Origin of the sequence: Streptomyces sindenensis, assembly GCF_014649035.1 — a bacterium.
Lineage (GTDB): Bacteria > Actinomycetota > Actinomycetes > Streptomycetales > Streptomycetaceae > Streptomyces > Streptomyces sindenensis.
The window spans coordinates 95856-118800 of sequence record NZ_BMSG01000018.1 but is presented as its reverse complement, the minus strand read 5'-3'; the positions used below and the strand labels follow the sequence as shown (position 1 = coordinate 118800).

21 protein-coding genes and 1 tRNA gene are annotated in these 22945 nt (G+C 71.5%); 17 read left to right on the top strand and 5 right to left on the bottom strand.

Annotated elements, in window-relative coordinates:
• Positions 1 to 79 precede the first annotated feature (79 nt).
• Both IE145_RS20365 and IE145_RS20360 read right to left on the bottom strand, forming a co-directional pair.
• Positions 80 to 589: a DUF1707 SHOCT-like domain-containing protein gene (locus IE145_RS20365; protein ID WP_373296610.1), complete on the bottom strand. Its 510-nt coding sequence runs from the start codon at positions 587 to 589 to the stop codon at positions 80 to 82.
• A 96-nt stretch (positions 590 to 685) separates the two neighbouring features.
• Positions 686 to 1129, bottom strand: coding sequence for a winged helix-turn-helix transcriptional regulator (locus IE145_RS20360; protein ID WP_189526870.1), 444 nt, complete (start codon positions 1127 to 1129; stop codon positions 686 to 688).
• A 216-nt stretch (positions 1130 to 1345) separates the two neighbouring features.
• Between IE145_RS20360 and IE145_RS20355 the strand changes: the two genes are divergently transcribed.
• The 8 genes from IE145_RS20355 (at position 1346) to glmS (ending at position 11488) form a co-directional block, all read left to right on the top strand.
• Complete coding sequence (locus IE145_RS20355) at positions 1346 to 2803, top strand: MFS transporter (RefSeq protein ID WP_189526917.1); 1458 nt, start codon at positions 1346 to 1348, stop codon at positions 2801 to 2803.
• A 365-nt stretch (positions 2804 to 3168) separates the two neighbouring features.
• Positions 3169 to 4617, top strand: coding sequence for a pyridoxal phosphate-dependent decarboxylase family protein (locus IE145_RS20350; RefSeq protein ID WP_189526868.1), 1449 nt, complete (start codon positions 3169 to 3171; stop codon positions 4615 to 4617).
• A complete protein-coding gene (locus tag IE145_RS20345; protein ID WP_189526866.1) occupies positions 4601 to 5878 on the top strand; it encodes a lysine N(6)-hydroxylase/L-ornithine N(5)-oxygenase family protein in 1278 nt (425 codons plus the stop codon). The genes IE145_RS20350 and IE145_RS20345 overlap by 17 nt, the downstream gene beginning before the upstream one ends.
• Entirely contained in the window at positions 5875 to 6459 is a 585-nt protein-coding gene (locus IE145_RS20340) for a GNAT family N-acetyltransferase (RefSeq protein WP_189526864.1), read from the top strand. Before IE145_RS20345 ends, IE145_RS20340 begins: the two co-directional genes overlap by 4 nt.
• The gene (locus IE145_RS20335; protein WP_189526863.1) at positions 6456 to 8234 is read left to right on the top strand and encodes an IucA/IucC family protein; all 1779 of its coding nucleotides are present in this window, start codon (positions 6456 to 6458) and stop codon (positions 8232 to 8234) included. The genes IE145_RS20340 and IE145_RS20335 overlap by 4 nt, the downstream gene beginning before the upstream one ends.
• A 105-nt stretch (positions 8235 to 8339) precedes the next feature.
• The gene (locus IE145_RS20330) at positions 8340 to 9221 is read left to right on the top strand and encodes a DUF4429 domain-containing protein (RefSeq protein WP_189526861.1); all 882 of its coding nucleotides are present in this window, start codon (positions 8340 to 8342) and stop codon (positions 9219 to 9221) included.
• An 86-nt stretch (positions 9222 to 9307) separates the two neighbouring features.
• Entirely contained in the window at positions 9308 to 9583 is a 276-nt protein-coding gene (locus IE145_RS20325; RefSeq protein ID WP_018488852.1) for a hypothetical protein, read from the top strand.
• Between the two features lie 75 nt (positions 9584 to 9658).
• Positions 9659 to 11488 (top strand): glutamine--fructose-6-phosphate transaminase (isomerizing), encoded by a 1830-nt coding sequence (gene glmS, locus IE145_RS20320; RefSeq protein WP_189526859.1) that lies wholly within the window; start codon positions 9659 to 9661, stop codon positions 11486 to 11488.
• 116 nt (positions 11489 to 11604) lie between these two features.
• Here glmS and IE145_RS20315 read toward each other — a convergent pair whose 3' ends face one another.
• Positions 11605 to 12126: a universal stress protein gene (locus IE145_RS20315; protein WP_069739543.1), complete on the bottom strand. Its 522-nt coding sequence runs from the start codon at positions 12124 to 12126 to the stop codon at positions 11605 to 11607.
• Positions 12127 to 12697: 571 nt separating this feature from the next.
• Positions 12698 to 12862 (bottom strand): hypothetical protein, encoded by a 165-nt coding sequence (locus IE145_RS20310; protein ID WP_189526857.1) that lies wholly within the window; start codon positions 12860 to 12862, stop codon positions 12698 to 12700.
• A 182-nt stretch (positions 12863 to 13044) separates the two neighbouring features.
• Here IE145_RS20310 and IE145_RS20305 point away from each other — a divergent pair, with 182 nt between their 5' ends.
• The 5 genes from IE145_RS20305 (at position 13045) to IE145_RS33855 (ending at position 17029) form a co-directional block, all read left to right on the top strand.
• Positions 13045 to 14262 carry a helix-turn-helix domain-containing protein gene (locus tag IE145_RS20305; RefSeq protein ID WP_006124732.1) on the top strand — a complete coding sequence of 406 codons (1218 nt, stop codon included), beginning with the start codon at positions 13045 to 13047 and terminating at the stop codon, positions 14260 to 14262.
• 10 nt (positions 14263 to 14272) lie between these two features.
• A complete protein-coding gene (gene orn, locus IE145_RS20300; protein WP_069739578.1) occupies positions 14273 to 14878 on the top strand; it encodes an oligoribonuclease in 606 nt (201 codons plus the stop codon).
• A 120-nt stretch (positions 14879 to 14998) separates the two neighbouring features.
• Positions 14999 to 15071 (top strand) — tRNA-His (locus IE145_RS20295).
• A gap of 136 nt (positions 15072 to 15207) precedes the next feature.
• Positions 15208 to 15942: a 2OG-Fe(II) oxygenase gene (locus tag IE145_RS20290; RefSeq protein ID WP_189526855.1), complete on the top strand. Its 735-nt coding sequence runs from the start codon at positions 15208 to 15210 to the stop codon at positions 15940 to 15942.
• The gene (locus tag IE145_RS33855; RefSeq protein WP_308427824.1) at positions 15929 to 17029 is read left to right on the top strand and encodes a DNA-3-methyladenine glycosylase I; all 1101 of its coding nucleotides are present in this window, start codon (positions 15929 to 15931) and stop codon (positions 17027 to 17029) included. Before IE145_RS20290 ends, IE145_RS33855 begins: the two co-directional genes overlap by 14 nt.
• Before the next feature lie 18 nt (positions 17030 to 17047).
• Here the strand turns inward: IE145_RS33855 and IE145_RS20280 are convergent, their stop codons facing one another.
• Positions 17048 to 18577: an FAD-dependent monooxygenase gene (locus tag IE145_RS20280; RefSeq protein WP_189526853.1), complete on the bottom strand. Its 1530-nt coding sequence runs from the start codon at positions 18575 to 18577 to the stop codon at positions 17048 to 17050.
• Positions 18578 to 18817: 240 nt separating this feature from the next.
• On the opposite strand from IE145_RS20280, the gene IE145_RS20275 reads away from it, so the two are divergent.
• The 4 genes from IE145_RS20275 to IE145_RS20260 all read left to right on the top strand — a co-directional run bounded on the left by IE145_RS20275 (position 18818) and on the right by IE145_RS20260 (position 22944).
• On the top strand, positions 18818 to 19624 hold the full coding sequence (locus IE145_RS20275; protein WP_189526915.1) for a 2-amino-3,7-dideoxy-D-threo-hept-6-ulosonate synthase: 807 nt from the start codon (positions 18818 to 18820) through the stop codon (positions 19622 to 19624).
• Positions 19621 to 20730 (top strand): 3-dehydroquinate synthase II family protein, encoded by a 1110-nt coding sequence (locus IE145_RS20270; protein WP_189526851.1) that lies wholly within the window; start codon positions 19621 to 19623, stop codon positions 20728 to 20730. The genes IE145_RS20275 and IE145_RS20270 overlap by 4 nt, the downstream gene beginning before the upstream one ends.
• Positions 20731 to 20818: 88 nt before the next feature.
• Positions 20819 to 22240, top strand: coding sequence for a class I adenylate-forming enzyme family protein (locus IE145_RS20265; RefSeq protein WP_229825703.1), 1422 nt, complete (start codon positions 20819 to 20821; stop codon positions 22238 to 22240).
• The gene (locus tag IE145_RS20260; RefSeq protein ID WP_229825702.1) at positions 22237 to 22944 is read left to right on the top strand and encodes a helix-turn-helix domain-containing protein; all 708 of its coding nucleotides are present in this window, start codon (positions 22237 to 22239) and stop codon (positions 22942 to 22944) included. Before IE145_RS20265 ends, IE145_RS20260 begins: the two co-directional genes overlap by 4 nt.
• Position 22945 lies beyond the last annotated feature (1 nt).

Below are 22945 nucleotides of genomic sequence, written 5' to 3'. Positions count from 1 at the left end.
TTCTCGCTCAGGGACTCACCGCGCCCCCGGCACCGCCACCCCGTCCTCCGTCACGTGTGCGCCGGGCGGTCCGGGTGCCTCAGCGCCAGGCGTGGCGGATCTTCAGCCGCCCGTACCCCATCTCCCCCGAGATGCGGATGCGCGGGGCGCCGGGGCGGGACGGCTGCCGGGGCTGGTAGCGCAGGTCCTTCCACCCGGTCGTCAGGCCCTCGACCTCGACGATCGCGTCCCGCGGCACCGTGACGCCCGCGTTGCCGACGCCGAGCCTCAGCTCGATGTCGACGACCGGGTACGCGATGACCGCCCGGGACAGGTCGAGGCGCACCCGCCCGTAGGCCGACTCCACCTTGAGGGTCCTGGGCACCTGCCACACGCCGCGCCGCTTGATCCGCCCCCCGGCCACCGAGATCGTCGATGTCGCCCCCGGGTCCTCCGCCGGGAGCGCGCTCAGGACCGCGGCGAGATCGCCGTACGTCGTGGCGGCGAGCACCCGGTCGAGGCGGACGTCCATCTCCTCGTGCGTGATGCGCTGTTCGGCGTATGCCTCCCGCACCCGGCGTACGGCGTTCTCGCGATCGTCTTCGCCCACACGCGTCGAGGCGTTTCGCTGAGGTGAGGTCACCGGTTCACCTTAGCGCCGCACCAACTCCCCGGACATGGAGCACACATGGAGCACCCATGCGCCTCAGGAGGCCGACGCCGGCTGGCTCTGCCGGGCGTCGTAGTCGCTCCGCGCCTTCGCGATCTCCTGCTGGTGGCTCTCGGTCCAGTCGACGAGCGACCTGATCGTCGTGTGCAGGGTCGCGCCCAGCTCCGTCAGCTCGTACTCGACCCGGGGCGGGACGACGGGGTAGACCGTGCGCCGCACCAGGCCGTCGCGTTCGAGCTGGCGCAGGGTCACCGTCAGCATGCGCTGGCTGATGCCCTCGATGAGCCGGCGCAGCTCGGAGAAGCGCAGGGTGCGGCGTTCCAGGTGGGCGATGGCGAGGAGCGACCACTTGTCCGCGACCCGGTCGAGGATCTGCCGCACCTCGCAGCCCTCGCGGACGTCCCACTGGCTGATGTCGTAGTCAGGGCCGACTCCGGTATCGGCGCAGTGACTCGGTGACTTCGAAGTGCCTTCTTCCATACCGCCCCACGGTGCCGCAAGCTTCGAGTGGTTACAAGAGGGAACCGACCGCCGGTCCGGTAACTCGCTCTCCCTTCGCGCTGTCTGAGGCCTCCGCACGCGAACTCCGCTTTGTTCCGCCGCTGTTGCGGTGGCTCGTCATGCCCATTTCGTCCGTGCACAAGGAGCATTTTCATGTCCGCATCACCGTCACCGTCCGGACCGAGCAGCGACCGCGTGACCGGGCGCGCCCGGGGCGTGCTGCTCGTCCTGTGCGGCGCGATCTTCCTCGAAGGCATCGATGTGGCGATGCTGAACGTGGCCCTGCCCTCGATCCGGGAGGATCTGGACCTGTCCACCGGCACCCTCCAGTGGGTGATGAGCGCGTACGTCCTCGGCTACGGCGGATTCATGCTGCTGGGCGGACGGGCGGCCGATCTCTTCGGCCGGCGCCGGATGTTCGTCCTCTGGCTGGTGGTGTTCCTGCTCTTCTCCGGGCTGGGCGGACTGGCCACCGAGGGCTGGATGCTGATCCTCGCGCGCTTCGTGACGGGGATCGCCGCGGCCTTCATGACCCCGGCCGGGCTGTCGATCATCACCACCGGATTCCCGGAGGGGCCGCAGCGCGACAAGGCCCTGCTCGTCTACGCGGGCACCGCCGCCGGGGGCTTCTCGATCGGCCTGGTGGTCGGCGGGCTGCTCTCCGCGATCGACTGGCGCTGGGTGTTCTTCGCCCCGGTCATCCTCTCGCTGGGCATCCTGCTGGCCGCGCTGGCGCTCATCCCCGCCTCGCCCCGCCCGGACCGCCCCGGGCAGGGCGTGGACGTGGCCGGAGCGGTCACCGTGACCGCCGGGATCCTGCTGCTCGTCTTCGGTGTCGAGCGGGCCACGCACGCGGCGGCCGCGTGGACCGTGGGCACGGTCGGCACGGCGCTGCTCCTCTTCCTCGCGTTCGTCGTCGTCGAGCGCTCCTCGTCCTCGCCGCTCGTGCGCCTGGGCATCTTCCGCAGCGGGTCGCTGGTCCGCGCCAATGTGTCGGGGCTGCTGTTCGCCGCGGGGTTCTTCGGCTTCCAGTTCATCGCCGTGCTCTACCTCCAGGAGCTGCGCGGCTGGTCGTCCCTGCAGACCAGTTTCGCGCTGCTCGTCGTCGGCGTGGACGCGGTGCTCTCGCCGCTGCTGACTCCGAAGCTGGTGGCCCGGTTCGGCCATGCCCGGGTCATCTTCGGCGGGCTGCTCGTCGCGTCGCTCGCGTACGCCCTGTTCCTGCCGCTCGGCGCGGACTGGACGTACGCGGCGATGTTCCCGGGCCTGCTCCTGCTGGGGGCGGCGTTCTCCCTGGTCTACGGGCCGCTGACGATCGTGGCCACCGACGGCGTCGCCGAGGAGGAGCAGGGCGTGGCCGGCGGACTGCTCTACACGTCGTTCCAGTTCGGTGCCGCGCTGGGGCTGTCCGCCGTGACCGCCGTCAACGTCACCGCGACGGACGGGACGTCACCGGCGGCCCTCCTCGACGGCTACCGGGCGGCCCTGGCCGTCCCGTTGGCCGCCGCCCTGATCGCCGCCGCCGTCAGCGCGTCCGGTCTCCGCGTCCGGCGGGCGGGGGCGGGCAGTCCCCCTGCCGACGGCCCCGGGGCCGGGCCGGAGAGGGGCGACGCTCCGGGCGGGGTCGAGCAGCCCGCCGGGATCGGGTCCTGATCGCGGGTGAGGCGTCCGGGGCGCGGGCGCTGCGCCACCCCCGTCCGGGAGCGCGGATTCGCCCCGGAGCGGGTGACATCCACCACGTACTGGACGCGCGGACACGGCGAGGAACGGACGCGCGCGGCGAAATCGGGGGCCCCGGCCGCCGGAAGTGGTGCGCCGGACCACCCCAAAGCGTGGAGGATCGGCCAAGTGGCTCGATAGAGGCGGTAAAGCGGACAACCGGCACACCCGCCGGGGGTGAGGGGAATGACCCATTCCCAGTTAGGTTAGGCTCCCCTTACTCTTAGATCGCGCCCCTCGTCCCCTCTTCCTGCCCGGAGGGACGCGATGAAGTTCCCCTCACCCGGGAGGACCCCTTCATGCGTTCCCACCTGCTCAACAACACGACTGCGGAGCACTATCGGAGCACCGTCTCCGCGGGCGTGGATCGGGTCGCGGCCACTCTCGCCGCCACCGAGCGCCCCTTCAGCGGGATCGGTGTCGACGAGCTCTCCCCCGTCGTCGACGCGATCGACCTCGACCGGCCACTCGGCGACGCCGCCGCCGCCCTCGACGAACTCGGCGAGGTCTACCTCCGCGACGCCGTCTACTTCCACCACCCCCGCTACCTCGGCCACCTCAACTGCCCGGTCGTCATACCCGCGGTGCTCGGCGAGGCCGTGCTCTCGGCGATCAACTCCTCCCTGGACACCTGGGACCAGAGCGCCGGCGGCACCCTCATCGAGCGCCGGCTGATCGACTGGACCACCGAGCGGATCGGGCTCGGCCCGGCCGCCGACGGGATCTTCACCAGTGGGGGCACGCAGTCCAACCTCCAGGCCCTGCTGCTGGCGCGCGAGGAGGCGAAGGTCCGGCCGGAGCACTTCACCCGGCTGCGGATCTTCACCTCCGAGTGCAGCCACTTCAGCGTGCAGAAGTCCGCCAAACTCCTCGGACTCGGCGCGGACGCCGTCGTCCCCGTCCCCGTGGACCGCGACAAGCGCATGCAGACCGTGGCGCTCGCCCGCGCGCTGGAACAGTGCGTCGCCGAGGGGGCCGTCCCGATGGCCGTCGTCGCCACCGCCGGCACCACGGACTTCGGGTCCATCGACCCGCTGCCCGAGATCGCCTCGCTCTGCGACCGGTTCGCCACCTGGATGCACGTGGACGCCGCGTACGGCTGCGGACTGCTGGCCTCCCGCCGGCGGAACGGACTGCTCGAAGGTATCGCGCACGCCGACTCGGTGACCGTGGACTACCACAAGTCCTTCTTCCAGCCCGTGAGTTCGTCCGCCTTCCTGGTCCGTGACCGGGCGACCCTGCGCCATGCCACGTACCACGCGGAGTATCTGAACCCGCGGCGGATGGCCGAGGAGCGGATACCCAACCAGGTCGACAAGTCCCTCCAGACGACCCGCCGGTTCGACGCGCTCAAGCTGTGGATGACGCTGCGCGTCATGGGCGCCGACGGCATCGGCGAGCTGTTCGACGAGGTCTGCGACCTGGCCGCCGAGGGGTGGAAGCTGCTCGCCGCCGACCCGCGCTTCGACGTGGTGGTCCAGCCGCAGCTCTCCACGCTCGTCTTCCGCTGCATCCCCTCCGGCGGCGCGTCCCCGGACCGGATCGACCGCGCCAACCTCCACGCCCGCAAGGCGCTGTTCGCCTCCGGCGAGGCGATCGTCGCGGGCACCAAGATGGGCGACCGCCAGTACCTGAAGTTCACCCTGCTCAACCCCGAAACGACCGTGCACGACATCGCCACGGTCCTCGACCTGATCTCCGGCCACGCCGAGAAGTACCTGGGAGACTCCCTTGACCGCGCTTCCTGACCCCCACGACTTCATCGGAATCGGCCTCGGCCCGTTCAACCTCGGTCTCGCCTGCCTCACCGAGCCGATCGAGGAACTGAACGGCGTCTTCCTGGAGTCGAAGCCGGACTTCGAGTGGCACGCCGGGATGTTCCTCGAAGGCGCCCATCTCCAGACGCCGTTCATGTCGGACCTCGTCACCATGGCCGACCCGACCTCGCCGTACTCCTTCCTCAACTATCTGAAGGAGCGCGGCCGGCTCTACTCGTTCTACATCCGGGAGAACTTCTACCCGCTGCGGACCGAGTACAACGACTACTGCCGCTGGGCCGCCGGGAAGCTGAGCAGCATCCGGTTCGGCGAGACCGTGGAGACGGTGACGTACGACGAGGGCACCGGGCTCTACACCGTGCGCACCGCGTCCGGCGGGGAGTTCCGGTCCCGGCATCTCGTCCTCGGCACCGGCACGCCGCCGCACATACCCGAGGCCTGCCAGGGACTCGGCGGGGACTTCATCCACAACTCCCGCTACCTGGACGGGAAGGCCGAGCTCCAGAAGAAGAAGTCGATCACCCTGGTCGGCAGCGGGCAGAGTGCCGCGGAGATCTACTACGACCTGCTCTCCGAGATCGACACGTACGGCTACCGGCTCAACTGGGTCACGCGCTCCCCGCGGTTCTTCCCGCTGGAGTACACCAAGCTGACGCTGGAGATGACCTCCCCGGAGTACATCGACTACTTCCACGCGCTGCCCGAAGAGACCCGCTACCGGCTGGAGACCGGGCAGAAGGGGCTGTTCAAGGGCATCGATGGGGAGCTGATCGACGCGATCTTCGACCTGCTCTACCAGAAGAACCTGCCGGGCCCCGTGCCGACCCGACTGCTCACCAACTCCGCCCTCGTCAGCGCGCGTTACGACGAGGAGGGCGGTGCGTACTCCCTGGGGCTGCGCCAGGAGGAGCAGGGCAAGGAGTACGAGCTGACCACCGAGGGGCTGATCCTCGCCACCGGCTACCGGTACGAGGCTCCCGCCTTCCTCGCCCCGATCAGCGGGCGGCTGCGCCACGACAGCCGGGGCCGCTTCGACGTGGCCCGCAACTACAGCATCGACACCACCGGGCGCGGGGTCTTCCTCCAGAACGCCTCGGTGCACACCCACTCGATCACCTCGCCCGACCTCGGCATGGGCGCCTACCGCAACGCGTACATCATCGGCGAGCTGCTCGGCCGTGAGGTCTACCCGGTCGAGAAGTCCATCGCCTTCCAGGAGTTCGCCGTATGAGCCGCCCCGACGAACAGCGTCCTGACGAACAGCGCCCCGGCACCATCGGCGCGTTCACCGTCCGGCCGCTGGACCCCGCCGCCGACGCCGAGCTGGTGCACGGCTGGGTGACCCACCCCAAAGCCGCGTTCTGGCTGATGGGTGACGCCGAACTCGCCGACGTGGAGCGGGAGTACCGGTCCATCGCCGCCCATCCGCACCACGACGCGTTCATCGGGCTGCACGACGGCGAGCCCGCCTTCCTGATCGAGCGGTACGACCCCACCGAGGTCGAGCTGAAAGGGCTGTACGAGGCGGAGCCCGGCGATGTCGGGATGCACTTCCTGGTCGCCCCGACCGACACCCCGGTGCACGGCTTCACCCGGGCCGTGATCACCGCCGTGATGGATTTCCTCTTCGCCGACCCGTCGGTGCGCCGCGTCGTCGTCGAGCCCGACGTGACCAACAGCGCCGTACAGGCCCTCAACAAGGCCGTCGGGTTCGAGGTGCTGCGCGAGATCGCCAAACCGGAGAAGGACGCTCTGCTCAGCGCCTGCACCCGTGAGCAGTTCGAAGCAGCAACCGGAGGTAACGACCGATGACGACCGCCCTCACCGACAGCGTCGCCCACCTCTCCCCCGGGCGCTGGGCCACCGCAAACCGACTGCTGGTCCGCAAAGCACTGGCGGAATTCAGCCACGAACGGCTGCTGACCCCCACGCCGCTCGGCGACGACCGCTACACCGTCCGTAGCGACGACGCCTCCACCGAGTACCGCTTCACCGCGCGCCTCTTCGCCCTGGACCACTGGCAGGTCGAGGCCGAGACCATCACCCGGCACCGGCACGGCTCCGAACTTCCGCTGGACGCGGTGGAGTTCTTCATCGAGCTGCGGCACACTCTGGGAATCTCCGAGGAGATCCTGCCGGTCTACCTGGAGGAGATCTCCTCCACCCTGGCCGGAACCGCCTACAAACTCACCAAGGAACCGGCCACCTCCGGCCAGCTCGTCGCCGCCGGTTTCCAGTCCGTCGAGACCGGGATGACCGAGGGCCACCCCTGCTTCGTCGCCAACAACGGGCGCCTCGGCTTCGGCGTGGACGAGTACCGGGCGTACGCCCCCGAGGCGGCGTCCCCGATCCGGCTGGTGTGGCTGGCCGCCCGGCGGGAGCGGGCCACCTTCACGGCGGGCGCCGGGCTCGACTACGACGCGCTGATCAAGGACGAGCTGAGCGAGGCCACCCGGGAGCGGTTCGCCGGCGCGCTGCGCGGGCTCGGCCTCGACCCGGACGACTACTTCCTGCTGCCCGTCCACCCCTGGCAGTGGTGGAACAAGCTCGCCGTCACCTTCGCCGGGGAGCTGGCCGAACGCCATCTGGTGGTGCTCGGGGAGGGCGAGGACGGCTATCTCGCCCAGCAGTCGATCCGCACCTTCTTCAACACCGACCACCCCGAGAAGCACTACGTCAAAACGGCGCTCTCGGTCCTCAACATGGGCTTCATGCGCGGGCTTTCGGCCGCGTACATGGAGGCGACGCCCGCGATCAACGACTGGCTGGCCGGGATCATAGAACGGGACGACCTGCTGCGCGGGGCCCGGTTCTCGATCATCCGGGAGCGGGCCGCGATCGGCTACCACCACCGCTCCTACGAAGCGGCCACCGTCAAGGGCTCCCCGTACCGCAAGATGCTCGCCGCCCTGTGGCGCGAGAGCCCGGTGCCGGGCCTCCGGCCGGGCGAGCGGGTCGCGACGATGGCCTCGCTGCTCCACACCGACCACGAGGGCACCTCGGTGGCCGGGGTCCTGATCGCCGAGTCGGGCCTGGACCCGCAGGTGTGGCTGCGGCACTACCTGGACGCCTACCTGGTGCCGGTGCTGCACAGCTTCTACGCCTACGACCTGGTCTACATGCCGCACGGCGAGAACGTGATCCTGGTCGTGGAGGACGGGGTCGTCACCCGCACGATCTTCAAGGACATCGCCGAGGAGATCGCGGTGATGGACCCGGACGCGGTGCTGCCGCCGAAGGTCGACCGGATCCGGGCCGAGGTGCCCGAGGACATGAAACTGCTGTCGGTGTTCACCGACGTCTTCGACTGCTTCTTCCGCTTCCTGGGCGCGGGCCTGGCCACCGAGGGCATCCTCGACGAGGAGACCTTCTGGCGGACGGTCGCCGCCTGTGCGCGCGACTACCAGGAGTCGGTGCCGTATCTCGCGGAGAAGTTCGCGCAGTACGACCTGTTCGAGCCGGAGTTCGCGCTCTCCTGCCTCAACCGCCTCCAGCTGCGCAACAACCAGCAGATGGTCGACCTCAACGACCCTGCGGGAGCGTTGCAGTTGGTGGGCCGCCTCCAGAACCCGATCGCCGGGTTCTGAGCCCGGCCGCCGCGGTGCGGCGGCCCCCCGGACGGTGAGTGTCCGAGGACGGTCCCTCGGGCACTCACCCCTTTTCCGGGGCGGCCGGCTGGCAGAATCGGGGCCATGGCGGAAATCATCCAGCGGGACGGAACGTGGACGTTCGACGGGGACACCGTGCGCATCGTGCCGGGCGGAAAGGCGCACCCGGTCCGGCAGGAGCTGGGTGAGACCGCCGTCCCGCTGGAGGCGGTGGCGGGCGTCTCGTTCGAACCGGACCGCAAGGGCGGGCGGCTGCGGCTGCGGCTGCGCGGGGGCGCCTGCCCGGTGCTGCGGGCCGCCGACGGCCGGCTCAAGGACGGCGCCGACCCCTACGCGCTGACCGTGGAGAAGGACCGCACGGGGGTCGCGGAGTACTTCGTCGACGAGGTCCGCAACGCGCTGCTGATCGAGCAGGTGCCGGACACTCCGGTGGACCGCTTCCTGCTGCCGGGGCCGACGCTGCCGGTCTCCGGCGGGGGCGGCGACGGCACGGCGTCCTTCGACGGCGAGACCGTCCGGCTGACCTGGAACTGGAAGGCCGAGGAGGCCAAGACCGCCGGGGGCGCGTCCACCTTCCCGCTGTCGCGGATCGCGGCGGTGCGGTGGCTGCCGGCGATCGGCCTGGAGAACGGCTATCTGCGCTTCGAGCCGGTGGAGGGGCCCGTCTCCTCGCCGCCGAAGTACGACCCGTACGCCCTGGACCTGTGGGGGATGTCCAAGAAGGAGCACACGGCGGTCCTGGTCGCGGCGGCGGTGCTGATGCGGCTGCCCGGGGCCCGTGCGGCCCTGGACGCGCCGGGGGCGCCCCCGGCCCTCACCAAGGCGCCGGAGCCCGCCGCACCGCCCGCGAGCGACCACGACGCGCTGCTGCGGCGGCTGCGGGAGCTGGGCGAACTGCACCAGGCCGGAGTCCTCACCGATGAGGAGTTCAGCACCGCGAAGCAGGCCGTTCTGCGCAGCATGTGACGCGATCGGGCGAGCTTCCCCACATCCCCTGCCCGATATCGGGCAGATTTCTTGCGTAAGCGCGCCCCGGCACGCAATATCGACGGGTGCTTGAACGCCGCTCGTCGCACGACGACCTCATCGACCACCTCGTACGCTCCACCGCGCTCCAGCGCGGCGAGGCGGCCCGGGTGGTCCTCGACGTGCTGGCGTACTTCGACGAGAGCACCGACGACTTCGTCCGGCGCCGCCACCGCGAACTGCAGTCCGGCGGCCTGGTCAACACGGAGATCTTCGAGCGGATCGCGGCCGAGCTGCCGCACCGCGCCGTGGCGCCGCCGGAGCTCTCGCTCCGCCAGCTGCGCCGCATCGTCTACGGCTGAGCGGGGCCGGGCGCCCGTGCGCGGGGCGCCGCACCGCGTGTGTACGTGTACGTCGATGGAGGGGCAGAGAAATCCATGTGCGGAATCGTCGGATACATCGGGAAGCGTGACGTCGCTCCGCTGCTGCTGGAAGGGCTGCAGCGGCTGGAGTACCGGGGCTACGACTCCGCGGGCATCGTGATCACCGGCAAGGCGGCGGCGGGCAAGCCGGGCACGCTGAAGATGGTCAAGGCCAAGGGCCGGGTCCGCGAGCTGGAGGCCAAGGTCCCCAAGCGGTTCGCGGGCACCACCGGTATCGCCCACACCCGCTGGGCCACCCACGGCGCCCCGAGCGACGAGAACGCCCACCCGCACCTGGACGCGGAGAACAAGGTCGCCGTCGTCCACAACGGGATCATCGACAACGCCTCCGAGCTGCGCGCCAAGCTCACCGCCGACGGCGTCGTCTTCCTCTCCGAGACCGACACCGAGGTGCTGACCCACCTGATCGCCCGCGCCCAGGCCGAGACCCTGGAGGAGAAGGTCCGCGAGGCGCTGCGCCACGTCGAGGGCACCTACGGCATCGCCGTGCTGCACGCCGACTTCAACGACCGCATCGTGGTCGCCCGCAACGGCTCGCCGGTCGTCCTCGGCATCGGCGAGAAGGAGATGTTCGTCGCCTCCGACGTCGCCGCCCTGGTCGCCCACACCCGCCAGGTCGTCACGCTGGACGACGGTGAGATGGCCACCCTGAAGGCCGACGACTTCCGTACGTACACCACCGAGGGCTCGACCACGACGGCCACGCCCACCACCGTGGAGTGGGAGGCCGAGTCGTACGACATGGGCGGCCACGACACGTACATGCACAAGGAGATCTCCGAGCAGGCCGACGCCGTGGACCGGGTCCTGCGCGGCCGGATCGACGACCGGTTCTCCACCGTGCACCTGGGCGGCCTCAACCTGGACGCCCGTGAGGCGCGCGGGGTGCGCCGGATCAAGATCCTCGGCTGCGGCACCTCGTACCACGCGGGCCAGATCGGCGCCCAGCTGATCGAGGAGCTGGCCCGGATCCCCGCCGACGCCGAGCCGGCCTCCGAGTTCCGCTACCGCAACCCGGTCGTGGACCCCGACACCCTGTACGTCGCGGTCTCCCAGTCGGGCGAGACGTACGACGTGCTGGCCGCCGTCCAGGAGCTGAAGCGCAAGGGCGCGCGGGTGCTGGGCGTGGTGAACGTGGTCGGCTCCGCGATCGCCCGCGAGGCCGACGGCGGTACGTACGTCCACGCGGGCCCGGAGGTCTGCGTGGTCTCCACCAAGTGCTTCACCAACACGGTGGTCGCCTTCGCGCTGCTCGCGCTGCACCTGGGCCGGATCCGTGACCTGTCGGTCGCGGACGGCAAGCGGATCATCGACGGGCTGCGCCGGCTGCCGGAGCAGATCAGCGAGATCCTGGGACGCGAGGACGAGATCAAGCGGCTGGCGGCGGAGTACGCGGACGCCAAGTCGATGATGTTCATCGGCCGGGTGCGCGGTTATCCGGTGGCCCGCGAGGCCTCGCTGAAGCTGAAGGAGGTCTCGTACATCCACGCCGAAGCCTACCCGGCATCCGAGCTGAAGCACGGCCCCCTCGCGCTGATCGAGCCCGCGATGCCGACCGTGGCGATCGTGCCGGACGACGACCTGCTGGAGAAGAACCGCGCCGCGATGGAGGAGATCAAGGCCCGCAGCGGCCGGATCCTCGCCGTGGCCCACCAGGTGCAGGAGAAGGCCGACCACACGATCGTCGTGCCGAAGAACGAGAACGAGCTGGACCCGATCCTCATGGGCATCCCGCTCCAGCTGTTCGCGTACCACACGGCCCTCGCGATGGGCCGGGACATCGACAAGCCGCGCAACCTGGCGAAGTCCGTGACGGTCGAGTAGACGGCGGCGCGCGACCGCCGGCACGACGTCGGGCCCCGTACCGCTTCCATCGCGGTACGGGGCCCGACGCGTGCTCCCGCAGGGCTTTCTGGCGGCCCCTCAGCAGGCGCGGACGATCAGGGGATGACGACGACCGGGCGCTGCGCGCGGCGGGCCAGGCGGCCGGCCACCGATCCGAAGATCCGGCCCACGATGCCGTGCGTGGAACCCACGACGATGGCGTCGGCGGCGTACTCCCGGCCGACCTCCTCCAGCTCGTGGCAGATGTCGCCACCGCGCTCGACCAGCACCCAGGGGACCTCGGAGAGATAGTCGGCGCAGGCCAGCTCCAGGCCGAGGACCTCGGTGCGGTGGTCGGGGACGTCCACGAAGACAGGGGGCTCGCAGCCCGCCCATACGGTGGTCGGCAGGCGGTTGGCGACGTGGACGATGATCAGGCCGGAGCCCGAGCGGCCGGCCATGCCGATGGCGTAGGCGAGGGCCCGCTCGCTGGACGTGGAGCCGTCGAAACCGACCACGACTCCGTGCCGGAAGGCGGGATCGCACGCATGGCGTGCTTCGTCGACCGTGCGCGGCTCCGACCCTGGGTCGGCCAGCGGCTTGCGGTCTTTGGGTTCAGGGATTTCGTGACCGGCCATCGGTGTCTCGGCGAAGAGAGTCCTCGTGAGGAGGGAACGGTTTCGATGTGCATCAGGTGCGTCGGCTGACGGTGAAGCTCTGTCCGGGAATCATCTTCCCAACCCCATACCCCCAAGGGTACGGCGTCACTCCTCCATCGCCCAGACCCCCGCAAAAGCGTGCTTGACGCTTGAGGGAGCATGCACGAGCCCGTCCGGTATGGCAATGCCGGTTGTGTCGTACACGGGCCTTCGGGACGGCGAACACCGTCGGGCGTCCTGTTTTTCGCGACGTCTCCCGACCACCCGCCGGAGGCGGTGACGGAGCCCGTACCCGGTCCCCGTTGGCCACGTCGCCGAGGACCACCCGAAACCCGTCGTTCGTGTGTTCCCCGGCACATCGACCGGCGGCGGGAACCCGCGGAGCCTCGGCCCCGTCCGCGCCACAACACCCGCCACACCCGCCCTCCCTGACCCGAACACGCCATGCGGCCACGGCCGCGAGGGAGCGCACCGGCGCGGTCGCCCCGCGTCGGTTGTGCGCCCGGCGTGACTGGATACAGCACACACAACCGATGATTTTCAGCCAACTTCAGCCGAGGGGTGACCCCTTCACCGGATGGCCGGACAACCCACCGCCCACCAGGCAGGAACGGACCGCGCGGTACGCTTTCACCCGACGCGGACGGGCCACGTTGGCGAAGGGCACTTCCCTGTGCGCTTCGCAGGTGAAACGCTTCGTGATCGAACGCTTCACGCCACGTTTCCTTATCGACATTGAGCTGGTGGGGGAAGGTGTCACGGCAGGACCACGCGACGCAGTAGATTCGATCTTGAAAATCGGGGGCTGGGGAACCGTGCGAAACCGAGGGGAAACGTGCAGGAGCGGCAGGCCCGTAAGGACCAGAAAGACGCGAACACCGAGGGGGGCTTAGCGTCATGAGCCAGGACTCCGCCACCGCGACGGAGGCCGCACGCAAGCTGACCGGGCGGCGACGCCGGGAAGTCGTTGCCGTGCTGCTGTTCAGCGGCGGCCCTATCTTCGAGAGCTCCATCCCGCTCTCCGTTTTCGGGATCGACCGGCAGGACGCGGGAGTTCCCCGCTACCGCCTGCTGGTCTGCGGGGGCGAGGAAGGTCCGCTGCGCACCACCGGCGGGCTCGAACTCACCACGCCGTACGGCCTGGAGGCGATCAGCAGGGCCGGCACCGTGGTGGTGCCCGCCTGGCGGTCGATCACCTCGCCGCCGCCCGCCGAGGCACTGGACGCGCTGCGGCGCGCCCACGAGGAGGGCGCCCGCATCGTCGGTCTGTGCACGGGAGCCTTCGTGCTCGCGGCCGCCGGCCTGCTGGACGGCCGGCCGGCCACCACGCACTGGATGTACGCGCCGACGCTGGCCAAGCGCTATCCGTCGGTGCACGTCGATCCGCGCGAGCTGTTCGTGGACGACGGCGACGTGCTCACCTCCGCCGGAACGGCGGCGGGCATCGATCTCTGCCTCCATATAGTCCGCACCGACCACGGCACGGAGGCCGCCGGGGCGCTCGCGCGCCGGCTCGTCGTGCCGCCGCGGCGCAGTGGCGGGCAGGAGCGCTACCTGGACAGGTCTTTACCGGAGGAGATCGGGTCCGACCCGCTCGCCGAGGTCGTGGCCTGGGCCCTGGAGCATCTGCACGAGCAGTTCGACGTGGAGACGCTCGCGGCGCGCGCCTACATGAGCAGGCGGACCTTCGACCGCAGGTTCCGTTCGCTCACCGGCAGCGCACCGCTCCAGTGGCTGATCACCCAGCGGGTGCTTCAGGCACAGAGGCTGCTGGAGACCTCCGACTACTCCGTCGACGAGGTCGCCGGCCGCTGCGGCTTCCGCTCCCCGGTCGCGCTGCGCGGGCACTTCCGCCGCCAGCTCGGCTCCTCCCCCGCCGCGTACCGGGCCGCCTACCGGGCCCGTCGTCCGCAGGGGGTGGCGGAGAGCGCCGCGACGGTGGTCGAGACGACGGTGCCCAGCCAGGGGCCGCCGCCCGGACGCCGGGGCACGCCCGTGTCCGCCGCACCCGTCGCCGTGGCGGCGTCGGTGGGGCCCGGGGAGCACTCCCTGCCGGGTCCTGACGCGTTCGTTCCCGGACGCCCGGCCCTGCCGGGACAGCGGAGTGCCCCGTAGGGTGGGGCCCATGAACGACCGCATGGTGTGGATCGACTGCGAGATGACCGGGCTCTCGTTGACGGACGACGCACTCATCGAGGTGGCCGCCCTGGTCACCGACTCGGAGCTGAACGTGCTCGGCGAAGGGGTGGACATCGTGATCCGCCCGCCGGACGCGGCCCTGGAGACCATGCCCGAGGTGGTGCGGCAGATGCACACCGCCTCGGGCCTCCTCGACGAGCTGGCCGGGGGCACCACCCTGGCGGAGGCCGAGGAGCAGGTCCTGGCCTACGTCCGCGAGCATGTGAAGGAGCCCGGCAAGGCCCCGCTCTGCGGAAACTCGGTCGGTACCGACCGCGGCTTCCTGGCGCGGGACATGCGGGACCTGGAGAGCTACCTCCACTACCGGATCGTGGACGTGTCCTCGGTCAAGGAGCTGGCCCGGCGCTGGTTCCCCCGGGCGTACTTCAACAGCCCGGACAAGAACGGCAACCACCGGGCGCTGGCGGACATCCGTGACTCCATCACGGAGCTCCGCTACTACCGGGAGGCGGTCTTCGTCCCGCAGCCCGGCCCGGACTCGGAGCGTGCCAAGGAGATCGCGGCACGCCTGGCGGCCCCGGCCGCACCGTAGGAACCCGCTGGTCACGGGCGTGCGAGCGCCCGCGGACCGGCCCGGGGAAACGGGGGCGCGAGCACCCTCCCGGACCCTGTACACTTTTTCTCGGCCGGTCGGAAACGACCGGGCGACATGGTGGGTATAGCTCAGCTGGCAGAGCACCTGGTTGTGGTCCAGGATGTCGCGGGTTCAAGTCCCGTTACTCACCCTTCAGGGAAAGCCCCTGATCTGCGGAAACGCAGATCAGGGGCTTTTTCGTGCGCGCGGCGGGCGGGGCGCGGAAACCTGGGGGAAGTTCGCCGTCCGCGGCGGGTCCCCGTGGCGACGGACATACGGTGGTGGCCATGCCATCCCACGACGTCAACCCGTCCGGTCCCCGTCCGTCCCCGATCGAGGGGACCGACTGGGCGAGGGTCTCCGAGGAGATGAACGCGCACGGCTTCGCGGTCACCCCGCCCCTCCTCAGCCCCGAGCAGTGCCGGAGCATCGCCGAGTTATACGACGACACGACACGATTCCGCGCCACGATCGACATGCAGCGCTACCGGTTCGGAGCCGGGCAGTACCGGTACTTCGACCACCCGATCCCCGAGCCGGTCGCGGAGCTGCGCGAGGCCTTCTACCCCCGGCTGCTGCCGATCGCCCGAGAGTGGGCCGAGAAGCTGAAACGGCCCGCGCCCTGGCCCGACAGCCTCCAGGAGTGGCTCGCGATGTGCCACGAGGCCGGGCAGACCCGGCCGACGCCGATCCTGCTGCGCTACGGGCAGGGCGACTGGAACGCGCTGCACCGGGATCTGTACGGGGACCTGGTCTTCCCGCTCCAGGTGGTCATCGGGCTCGACACGTACGCGAGCGATTACACCGGCGGCGAGTTCCTCATGGTCGAGCAGCGGCCCCGGGCGCAGTCCCGGGGCAGTTCGGCGGTCCTCCCGCAGGGCGGCGGGCTGATCTTCACCACCCGTGACCGGCCGGTGGCCTCGGCCCGCGGCTGGTCGGCCGCGCCCATGAGGCACGGGGTGAGCACCGTACGCTCCGGTCTCCGCCGCACGCTCGGGCTGGTGTTCCATGACGCCGCCTGACGCCCGGCACACCGCCGCCGAGCTGGAAGCGCTCCTGCGGCTCATCCCGTCCACGGTCCGGGACGTCGCCGTCGGGCACGGGCGGGACGGGGACGGCGCCCACCGGGCCGCCGCCGAGGCCTTCGTCACGGCGTGGGAGGCGACCGGGCGCACGGTCACGGCGGTCGTGGACTGGCCCGAGGAGGCCGCCTCCTGGCTCCGTCCCGCGCGGCGGTTCACCGCCGGGGCCCCGGACGCCTGGGTGGTGGCCGGGGCGCCGCCGGGCTGGGCGCGGATGAGCCGGCGGCTGGCGCAGAGCACCGACTGGGCGGCGGAGCGTACGTACGCCTTCGCCTCGCTCGACTCCCCGCGGCTGGCGGAGCTCGCCGGGGTCGCGGTCCTCGACGGGCTGCGCGGTGCCACGGCGGACGGCGGCACCTGGCAGATCGACGACGGCCGCAGTAACCGCTGGCCTCCCCCCGCCCCGGCCGCCGCGGTCTCGAAGGGTGGGCCGGTGCTGGGTCCGGACGGGCGCAGGCGCTGTCCGTGGGCCGCCGGCCACCCGCTCAATCTGGCGTACCACGACAGCGAATGGGGTCTGCCCGTCCACGGCGAGCAGGCGCTGTTCGAACGGATCACGCTGGAGGCGTTCCAGGCCGGGCTGAGCTGGCTGACGATCCTCGCCAAGCGGCCCGCGTTCCGTGCGGCGTTCGACGGATTCGCCCCGGAGAAGGTGGCGGCGTACACGGACGCCGATGTGCTGCGGCTGATGGCCGACGCCGGGATCGTCCGCAACCGGGCGAAGATCGAGGCGACCGTCCGCAACGCCCGGGCCGTCCTGGCGCTGCGCGAGAAGGGTGGCCTGGACCGGCTCATCTGGTCGCACCGGCCCGCCGAGACCCCTCGGCCGCGCACGGCGGCCGAGGTGCCGACGAGCACCCCCGGCTCCCAGGCGCTGGCCCGTGAGCTGCGGGCGCACGGGTTCGGGTTCGTCGGCCCCACGACGAGCTACGCCCTCATGGAGGCCATCGGGATGGTCGACACCCATCTCCTGGAATGCCATCGCCGGGGCTCGGCGCTCCGCACCGGCGGTCCGGCCGGGGGCTGAGCCCGCCCGCCTCCCCGGTCAGCGGGCGGGTCCGAACCAGCGGGTCAGCGAGTCCCGTAGTTCGGGCCCGTCCCGCCGGTCGCCCCGCCCGCTCCAGGCCGTGTAGCCGTCGGGCCGCACGAGCACGGCGGTGGTGCCGAGCGGCTCGTCGGCCGTGGCGGTGACGACGTCCACCCGGTCCTGCCAGGGAGCGGACGCCTCGCGCAGCCCGGCGTCGTCGGCGAGGTCCAGGAGCACCGGGCGCGCGGTGTGCAGCAGTCCGGCGAGGGTGGTGGTGCCCCCGGCGGTCTTCAGCGTGATGTCGGGGGCGAGCCGGCCGACCAGCGGGGCGTCCCGGCGCAGCCCCATGTCGTACACCAGCGAGGTGCCGGTGATCATGCTGCTGAGGTGGTCGTTGACCTCGTCGAAGTGCATCAGCTCCGAGAAGAGCTCGCGCAGCGCGTCGGTGCGCGGGGCCGGGTCCATCAGCGCGACCTGCGCGCGCACGTTGTGCAGGACGGCGGCCGCGTCGGGGTGGCGCTCGGCCTGATAGGTGTCCAGCAGGTCGGCCGGGGCGCCGCCGCGCAGCTGCGCGGCCAGCTTCCAGCAGAGGTTGAAGGCGTCCTGGAGACCGAGGTTGACGCCCTGTCCTCCCGCCGGGAAGTGCACATGGGCCGCGTCCCCGGCGAGCAGGACCCGGCCGTGGCGGTAGGTCTCTGCCTGGAGCGCGGCATCGCTGAAGCGGGTGAGCCAGGCCGGCGAGTCCATGGGGACCTCGCGGCCGGCGATGCGCGCGACCTCCCCGCGCAGCTCCTCCAGGGTGACCGGGGAGTGCCGGTCGGGGTGCGGGCCGCGGAAGTCGTACGTGCACACACGGCTGCGGCCGGACGGCAGCACCCACAGCAGGGTCCAGCCGTGGGGGGTGCGCTGCCACCCCGAGGGGGCGTTCCACGGATCGAGGAGGCGGACCTCGCCCATGAGGGCGGAGACCGTGGCGGGCGTGCCGGTGAAGGCGATACCGGAGAGCCTGCGGACCGCGCTGCGCGCGCCGTCCGCGCCGACGACCCAGCGGGCCGTGACCGTACGGGTGTCGCCGGCCGTGTCGCGCAGGACGAGCCGGACGTGGCCGCATTCCTGGTGGATGCCGATGAGCTCGCTGTCCCGTTCGATCCGGGCGCCGAGCGTACGGGCGTGTCCGGCGAACACCTCCTGGGCCCAGGCCTGCGGGCTGGCGATCATGGCCGGGCCCTCGTCGACCACCCGGGACAGGTCCAGGTCGAACAGCGCGCCGAAGTGGAAGCGGACCCGGCCCCGTTCGTCCCGCCGGGCGGGGGGTCCGGGCTGGACCGCGTCCAGGATGCCCCGCCGGTGCAGGAGTTGCGCGGTCCGCGCGTGCAGGGTGCTCGCCTTGGAGACGGGCGAGGGGGTGGGCAGCTTCTCGTAGACCGTCGCCCCGACCCCCAGGAGGGCCAGCTCTCTGGCCACCAGCATGCCGACCGGACCACCGCCCACCACGGCGACTTCAGTGTCGACGGTGGTGGGCACCGTCTCCCGGGGGCTCGCGGGCATGGCTGCTCCGTCTGTCGTCGGTGGTGGGGGGCGCAGGGTCAAACCCCGGGTGAACAGTCCGGGTTGCGCGGGCGGGGGGGCCGATGGCCGATTCTCGCGGCGGACGCCGGCGCGGCTCTCTGGCTCGATTCTTCAGCGGCCGCTGCGACAGTGCAGCGAGGAGAGCGGCCACCACGGCTTTCGACCTGTTCCTCTCCGGTCGCGCAGAGATCACGATGGAAGAGGTGTGTCATGTCAAGCATGCCGCTGAGTGGCAAGGCACTGCGCCTGGCACGGCTGTCCAGGCGGGGTGACGGGCGCTATCTGTTCGTCCCCCTCGACCACTCCGTGTCCGACGGCCCCTTCGTCAGCGGTGCGGGCTTCCGCGAGCTGGTGCGCGGCATCAGCGAGGGCGGCGCGGACGCGGTCGTCGTCCACAAGGGCCGGGCACGGATGATCCCTCCGGGGCTGCTCACCCGCACCGCGCTCGTGGTGCATCTGAGCGCCAGTACCGCCCATGCCCCGGACGTCGACGCGAAGGTGCTGGTCGGCGATGTGGAGGACGCCGTGCGGATCGGCGCGGACGCCGTCAGTGTCCACGTCAACATCGGTTCGCCCACCGAGGCGGCCCAGCTCGCCGATCTCGGCGCCGTGGCCTCGGCGTGCGACCGGTGGGGCATGCCCCTGCTGGCGATGATCTACCCGCGCGGGCCGCGGGTGGAGGATCCCGGCCAGCCGGAGCTGGTCTCGCACGTCACCAGCATCGCCGCCGACCTCGGCGCCGATCTCGTCAAAACGGTCTTCGCCTCGCCGACGCCCCGGATGTCGGAGGTCGTGGCGAACTCCCCGCTGCCGGTGCTGGTCGCCGGAGGCGGGGGCAGTGGTCGTCCCCTGCACCAGTTCGCGTCCTCGGCCCTGGCCGCGGGATGCAGCGGACTGGCTGTCGGGCGTCGGGTCTTCGCCGGCCCGTCCCCCCGGCAGACGGTCCGGGAGCTTGCCGAAATCGTCCATGGCCGGGTGCTCGCGACCGAGCCGACGCCGCCCTCACACATGGCAGGTGTGCTGTGAAATTCGCCTGGATCGACATCCGCACCGTCCGCGCCGAGCACCGGGAATCGGTGATCGACGCGGCCATCCACGCCCGGGTCGACGCCGTCGTCGACAGCGATGCCGCCACGCTGGCGACTTTGCCGAACACGGTCAAGCGGGTACTGGCCGGCGCCCCGCGCCCGGCCGATCAGCCCCTCGACGACGTGATCGTCCTCAACGAGATAACCGACAGCGGGCGGCTGGGCGAGCTCCAGGCCCTCCACCGCAACGGCCAGAAGGACACCGCCGGTCTGGTCAACGTGGTCGACGACCCGTCCCTGACGCTGGCCTGCGACACCGCGATCGCGCTGCCGTACACCGTCGTGGAGTTCAAGGACCCGACGAAGATCCCGCTGGAGATCGTGATCGCGGCGGCCGACAGTTCGCCGGGTCAGCTGATCTGCCGGGCCGACGACCTCGAAGAGGCCCAGGTCATCGTCGACGTACTGGAGAAGGGCTCGGAGGGCGTGCTCCTGGCGCCCCGGGACGCCAACGACGTCTTCGCCCTGGTGGAGATGCTCCAGGTGAAGACCCCGGCGCTCCAGCTGTCCACGCTGACCGTCGAGTCCATCGAGCATCTCGGGCTCGGGGACCGGGTGTGCATCGACACCTGCACCCACTTCGAGAAGGACGAGGGGATGCTCATCGGCTCGTACGCCCACGGGTTCATCCTGTGCGTGAGCGAGACCCACCCCCTGCCGTACATGCCGACCCGCCCGTTCCGTATCAACGCGGGTGCGCTGCACAGCTATGTCTTCGGGCAGGACAACCGCACCAACTACCTCAGCGAGCTCAAGGCGGGCAGCGCCGTCCTCGCGGTCGGCGCCGACGGCCGCACCCGTCGCATCGTGGTGGGCCGCATCAAGCTGGAGTCCCGGCCGCTGCTGAGCATCAGGGCCCGTTCGGCGGAGGGCGTCGAGGTCAACCTCATCGTCCAGGACGACTGGCATGTGCGGGTGCTCGGCCCCGGTGCCGCCGTGCTGAACGTCACCGAGCTGAAACAGGGCGACCAGGTGCTGGGTCATGTCGCGACCGACAAGCGGCACGTCGGCTGGCCGGTCGGCGAGTTCTGCGTCGAGAAGTAGGACCGGGGTCCGGTCCGGGGCCGCCGCGCGGGCCGCCCGGGACCGGACGCCGTCGCACGACGGACCGTCGGGCCCGTGGGAGGGGACCATGTCGCAACAGTCCTGGCCGGCTCCGCTGTCGTCGCTGGTACGCCGCGCCCGGGGCCCGGTGTGGGCCCAGGCCGGGCGGCCCGGCTCCGAGGTCGACGCGACCGCGCTCCGGGCCCGGACGGACCGGCTGGCGCACACCTTTCGCTGTCACGGCATCGGGCCGGGCAGCACCGTCGCACTGCACGGAACACCCAGCTTCACCCAGCTGTGGTCGCTGTTCGCGCTCTGGTCGCTGGACGCCCAGGTGGTGCTGCTGGAGCCGCGATCGGGGCGGGCGGAGCGCGAGGCGCTGCTGGAGCTGTGCGCTCCCCAGTACGTCATCACCTTCGGCGAGCTGTACGGGCGCGAGGACCTGTTCGTCGGTGAGTGCGAGGTGCTGGTACGCCGCAGGCGCACCGGCCGCCCGGCGCGCACCGGCCACTGCCTCGTGCAGTTCTCCTCCGGAACCACGGGGCGTCCCAAGGCCGTGGGCCGTACCGCGCGGTCGCTGCTGACCGAACTGGAGCGGCTGCGGTCCCTTCCCCGGATGCCAGGGGAAGGCGAGCGGGTCGCGGTGCTGGGGCCGGTGGCCCACTCCTTCTCCCTGGTCGCGGGGGTCCTGTACGCCCTCGACGCCGGCGCCACCGTGGTCTTCCCCACGGCGCAGACGCCGGGGGCGCTCGCCGACGCGGCCCGGGGGGCGCGGGTGGTGATGGGCGGCCCCCGGCATTTCGCGGCGCTGGCCCACGCGGACGAGCGGCTCACCCTGCCGGATCTGCGGCTCGCCGTCTCCGGCGGGGACGTGCTGGACGCCGGGGACGCCGGGGCCTTCGCCCGGCGCTACGGCGTGCTGGTGGGCCAGGGGTACGGGACGACGGAGACCGGCATGGTGTCCACGGATCTGTCCGGCGCGGCCGGGCCGGGGGCGATCGGTACGCCCGTGCCCGGTGTCCGCATCCGCCTCCTCGGTGGCGTCCTCGGTGTCCATCTCCCCGAGTCCCCCTATCTGTACGAGGATCTGCCGCCGCACGACGGCTGGCTGTCCACGCAGGACCTGGTGGCCCGTGATCCGGCGACCGGCGTGCTGTACCTGCGCGGGCGGGTCGAGAGCCTCACGCCGGGCGGTGTCGACGCGCTGCGGATCGAGGCGGTGCTCCGGGCCCACCAGGACGTCACCGACGCCGTGGTGCTGGGGGCCGACCCTCCCCAGGCCCTGGTCGCGTGCGGGGACGGGCTGACGCGCACGGACCTGGCCGCCTGGTGCCACCGCTTCCTCGGCCCGTCCGGGGTCCCGCCGCGCTTCCACCTGGTGCCCGAACTCCCCCGCACGGCCGGCGGGAAGGTGCTGCGCGACCGCGAATGGCTGAACGGGCGCAGTTGGTTCAGCCGTCCTGCCGCGCGGCAGGACGGGCGGCGACAAGAGAGACGGGAGCGACGATGACAGGCGCCGTTGCGTACGGACGGGACGTCACCGGGGCGGACGAGGCCGCCCCCAACAGGCTGCACGCCCTGGCGGTCACGCGGGCCTGCCGGCTGATGGACGAGTCCGCGGCCCCGCCGAACCTCCAGGAACTGGCGCACTCCGCCGGATACAGCCGGTTCCACTTCCACCGGATGTTCAAGACGTTCACCGGGGTGACCCCGCACGCGTACGTGGCGGTCGTGCGGGCCCGCCGGGTCCGCCACGAACTGGCGCACGCCCCCACGGTGTCGGACGCCATCTACCGGTCGGGCTTCAACTCCAACGGGCACTTCTACTCCGCGTCCCCGGCGATCCTCGGCATGACTCCGCAGGAGTTCCGCTCGGGCGGTCGCGGGACCGTGATCCGGTACGCCTGCGCCCCGTCGTCGCTGGGCCCGGTGCTGGTCGCGGCGGCGGGCAAGGGCGTGTGCGCGGTGCTGGCCGCCGCCGGGGCGCCGGGCCGGGAGGTCCTGGCCCGGCGGTTCCCGCTCGCCCGGCTGACGGCGGGGGACACCGGGTTCGCCGCGCGGGTGCTCGCCGCGGTCCGCCGCGCGGAGCCGCCGGCGGCCGGCCGGGCCCTGCTGCCCGCGGATCTGCTGGAGGTGTGCCTGCACGAGCGGGTGCGCCGGGAGCTTTCGGGGCCCGGCGCGGCCGTCCGGGGCGCGGCGCCGGGCCCGTCCTGAC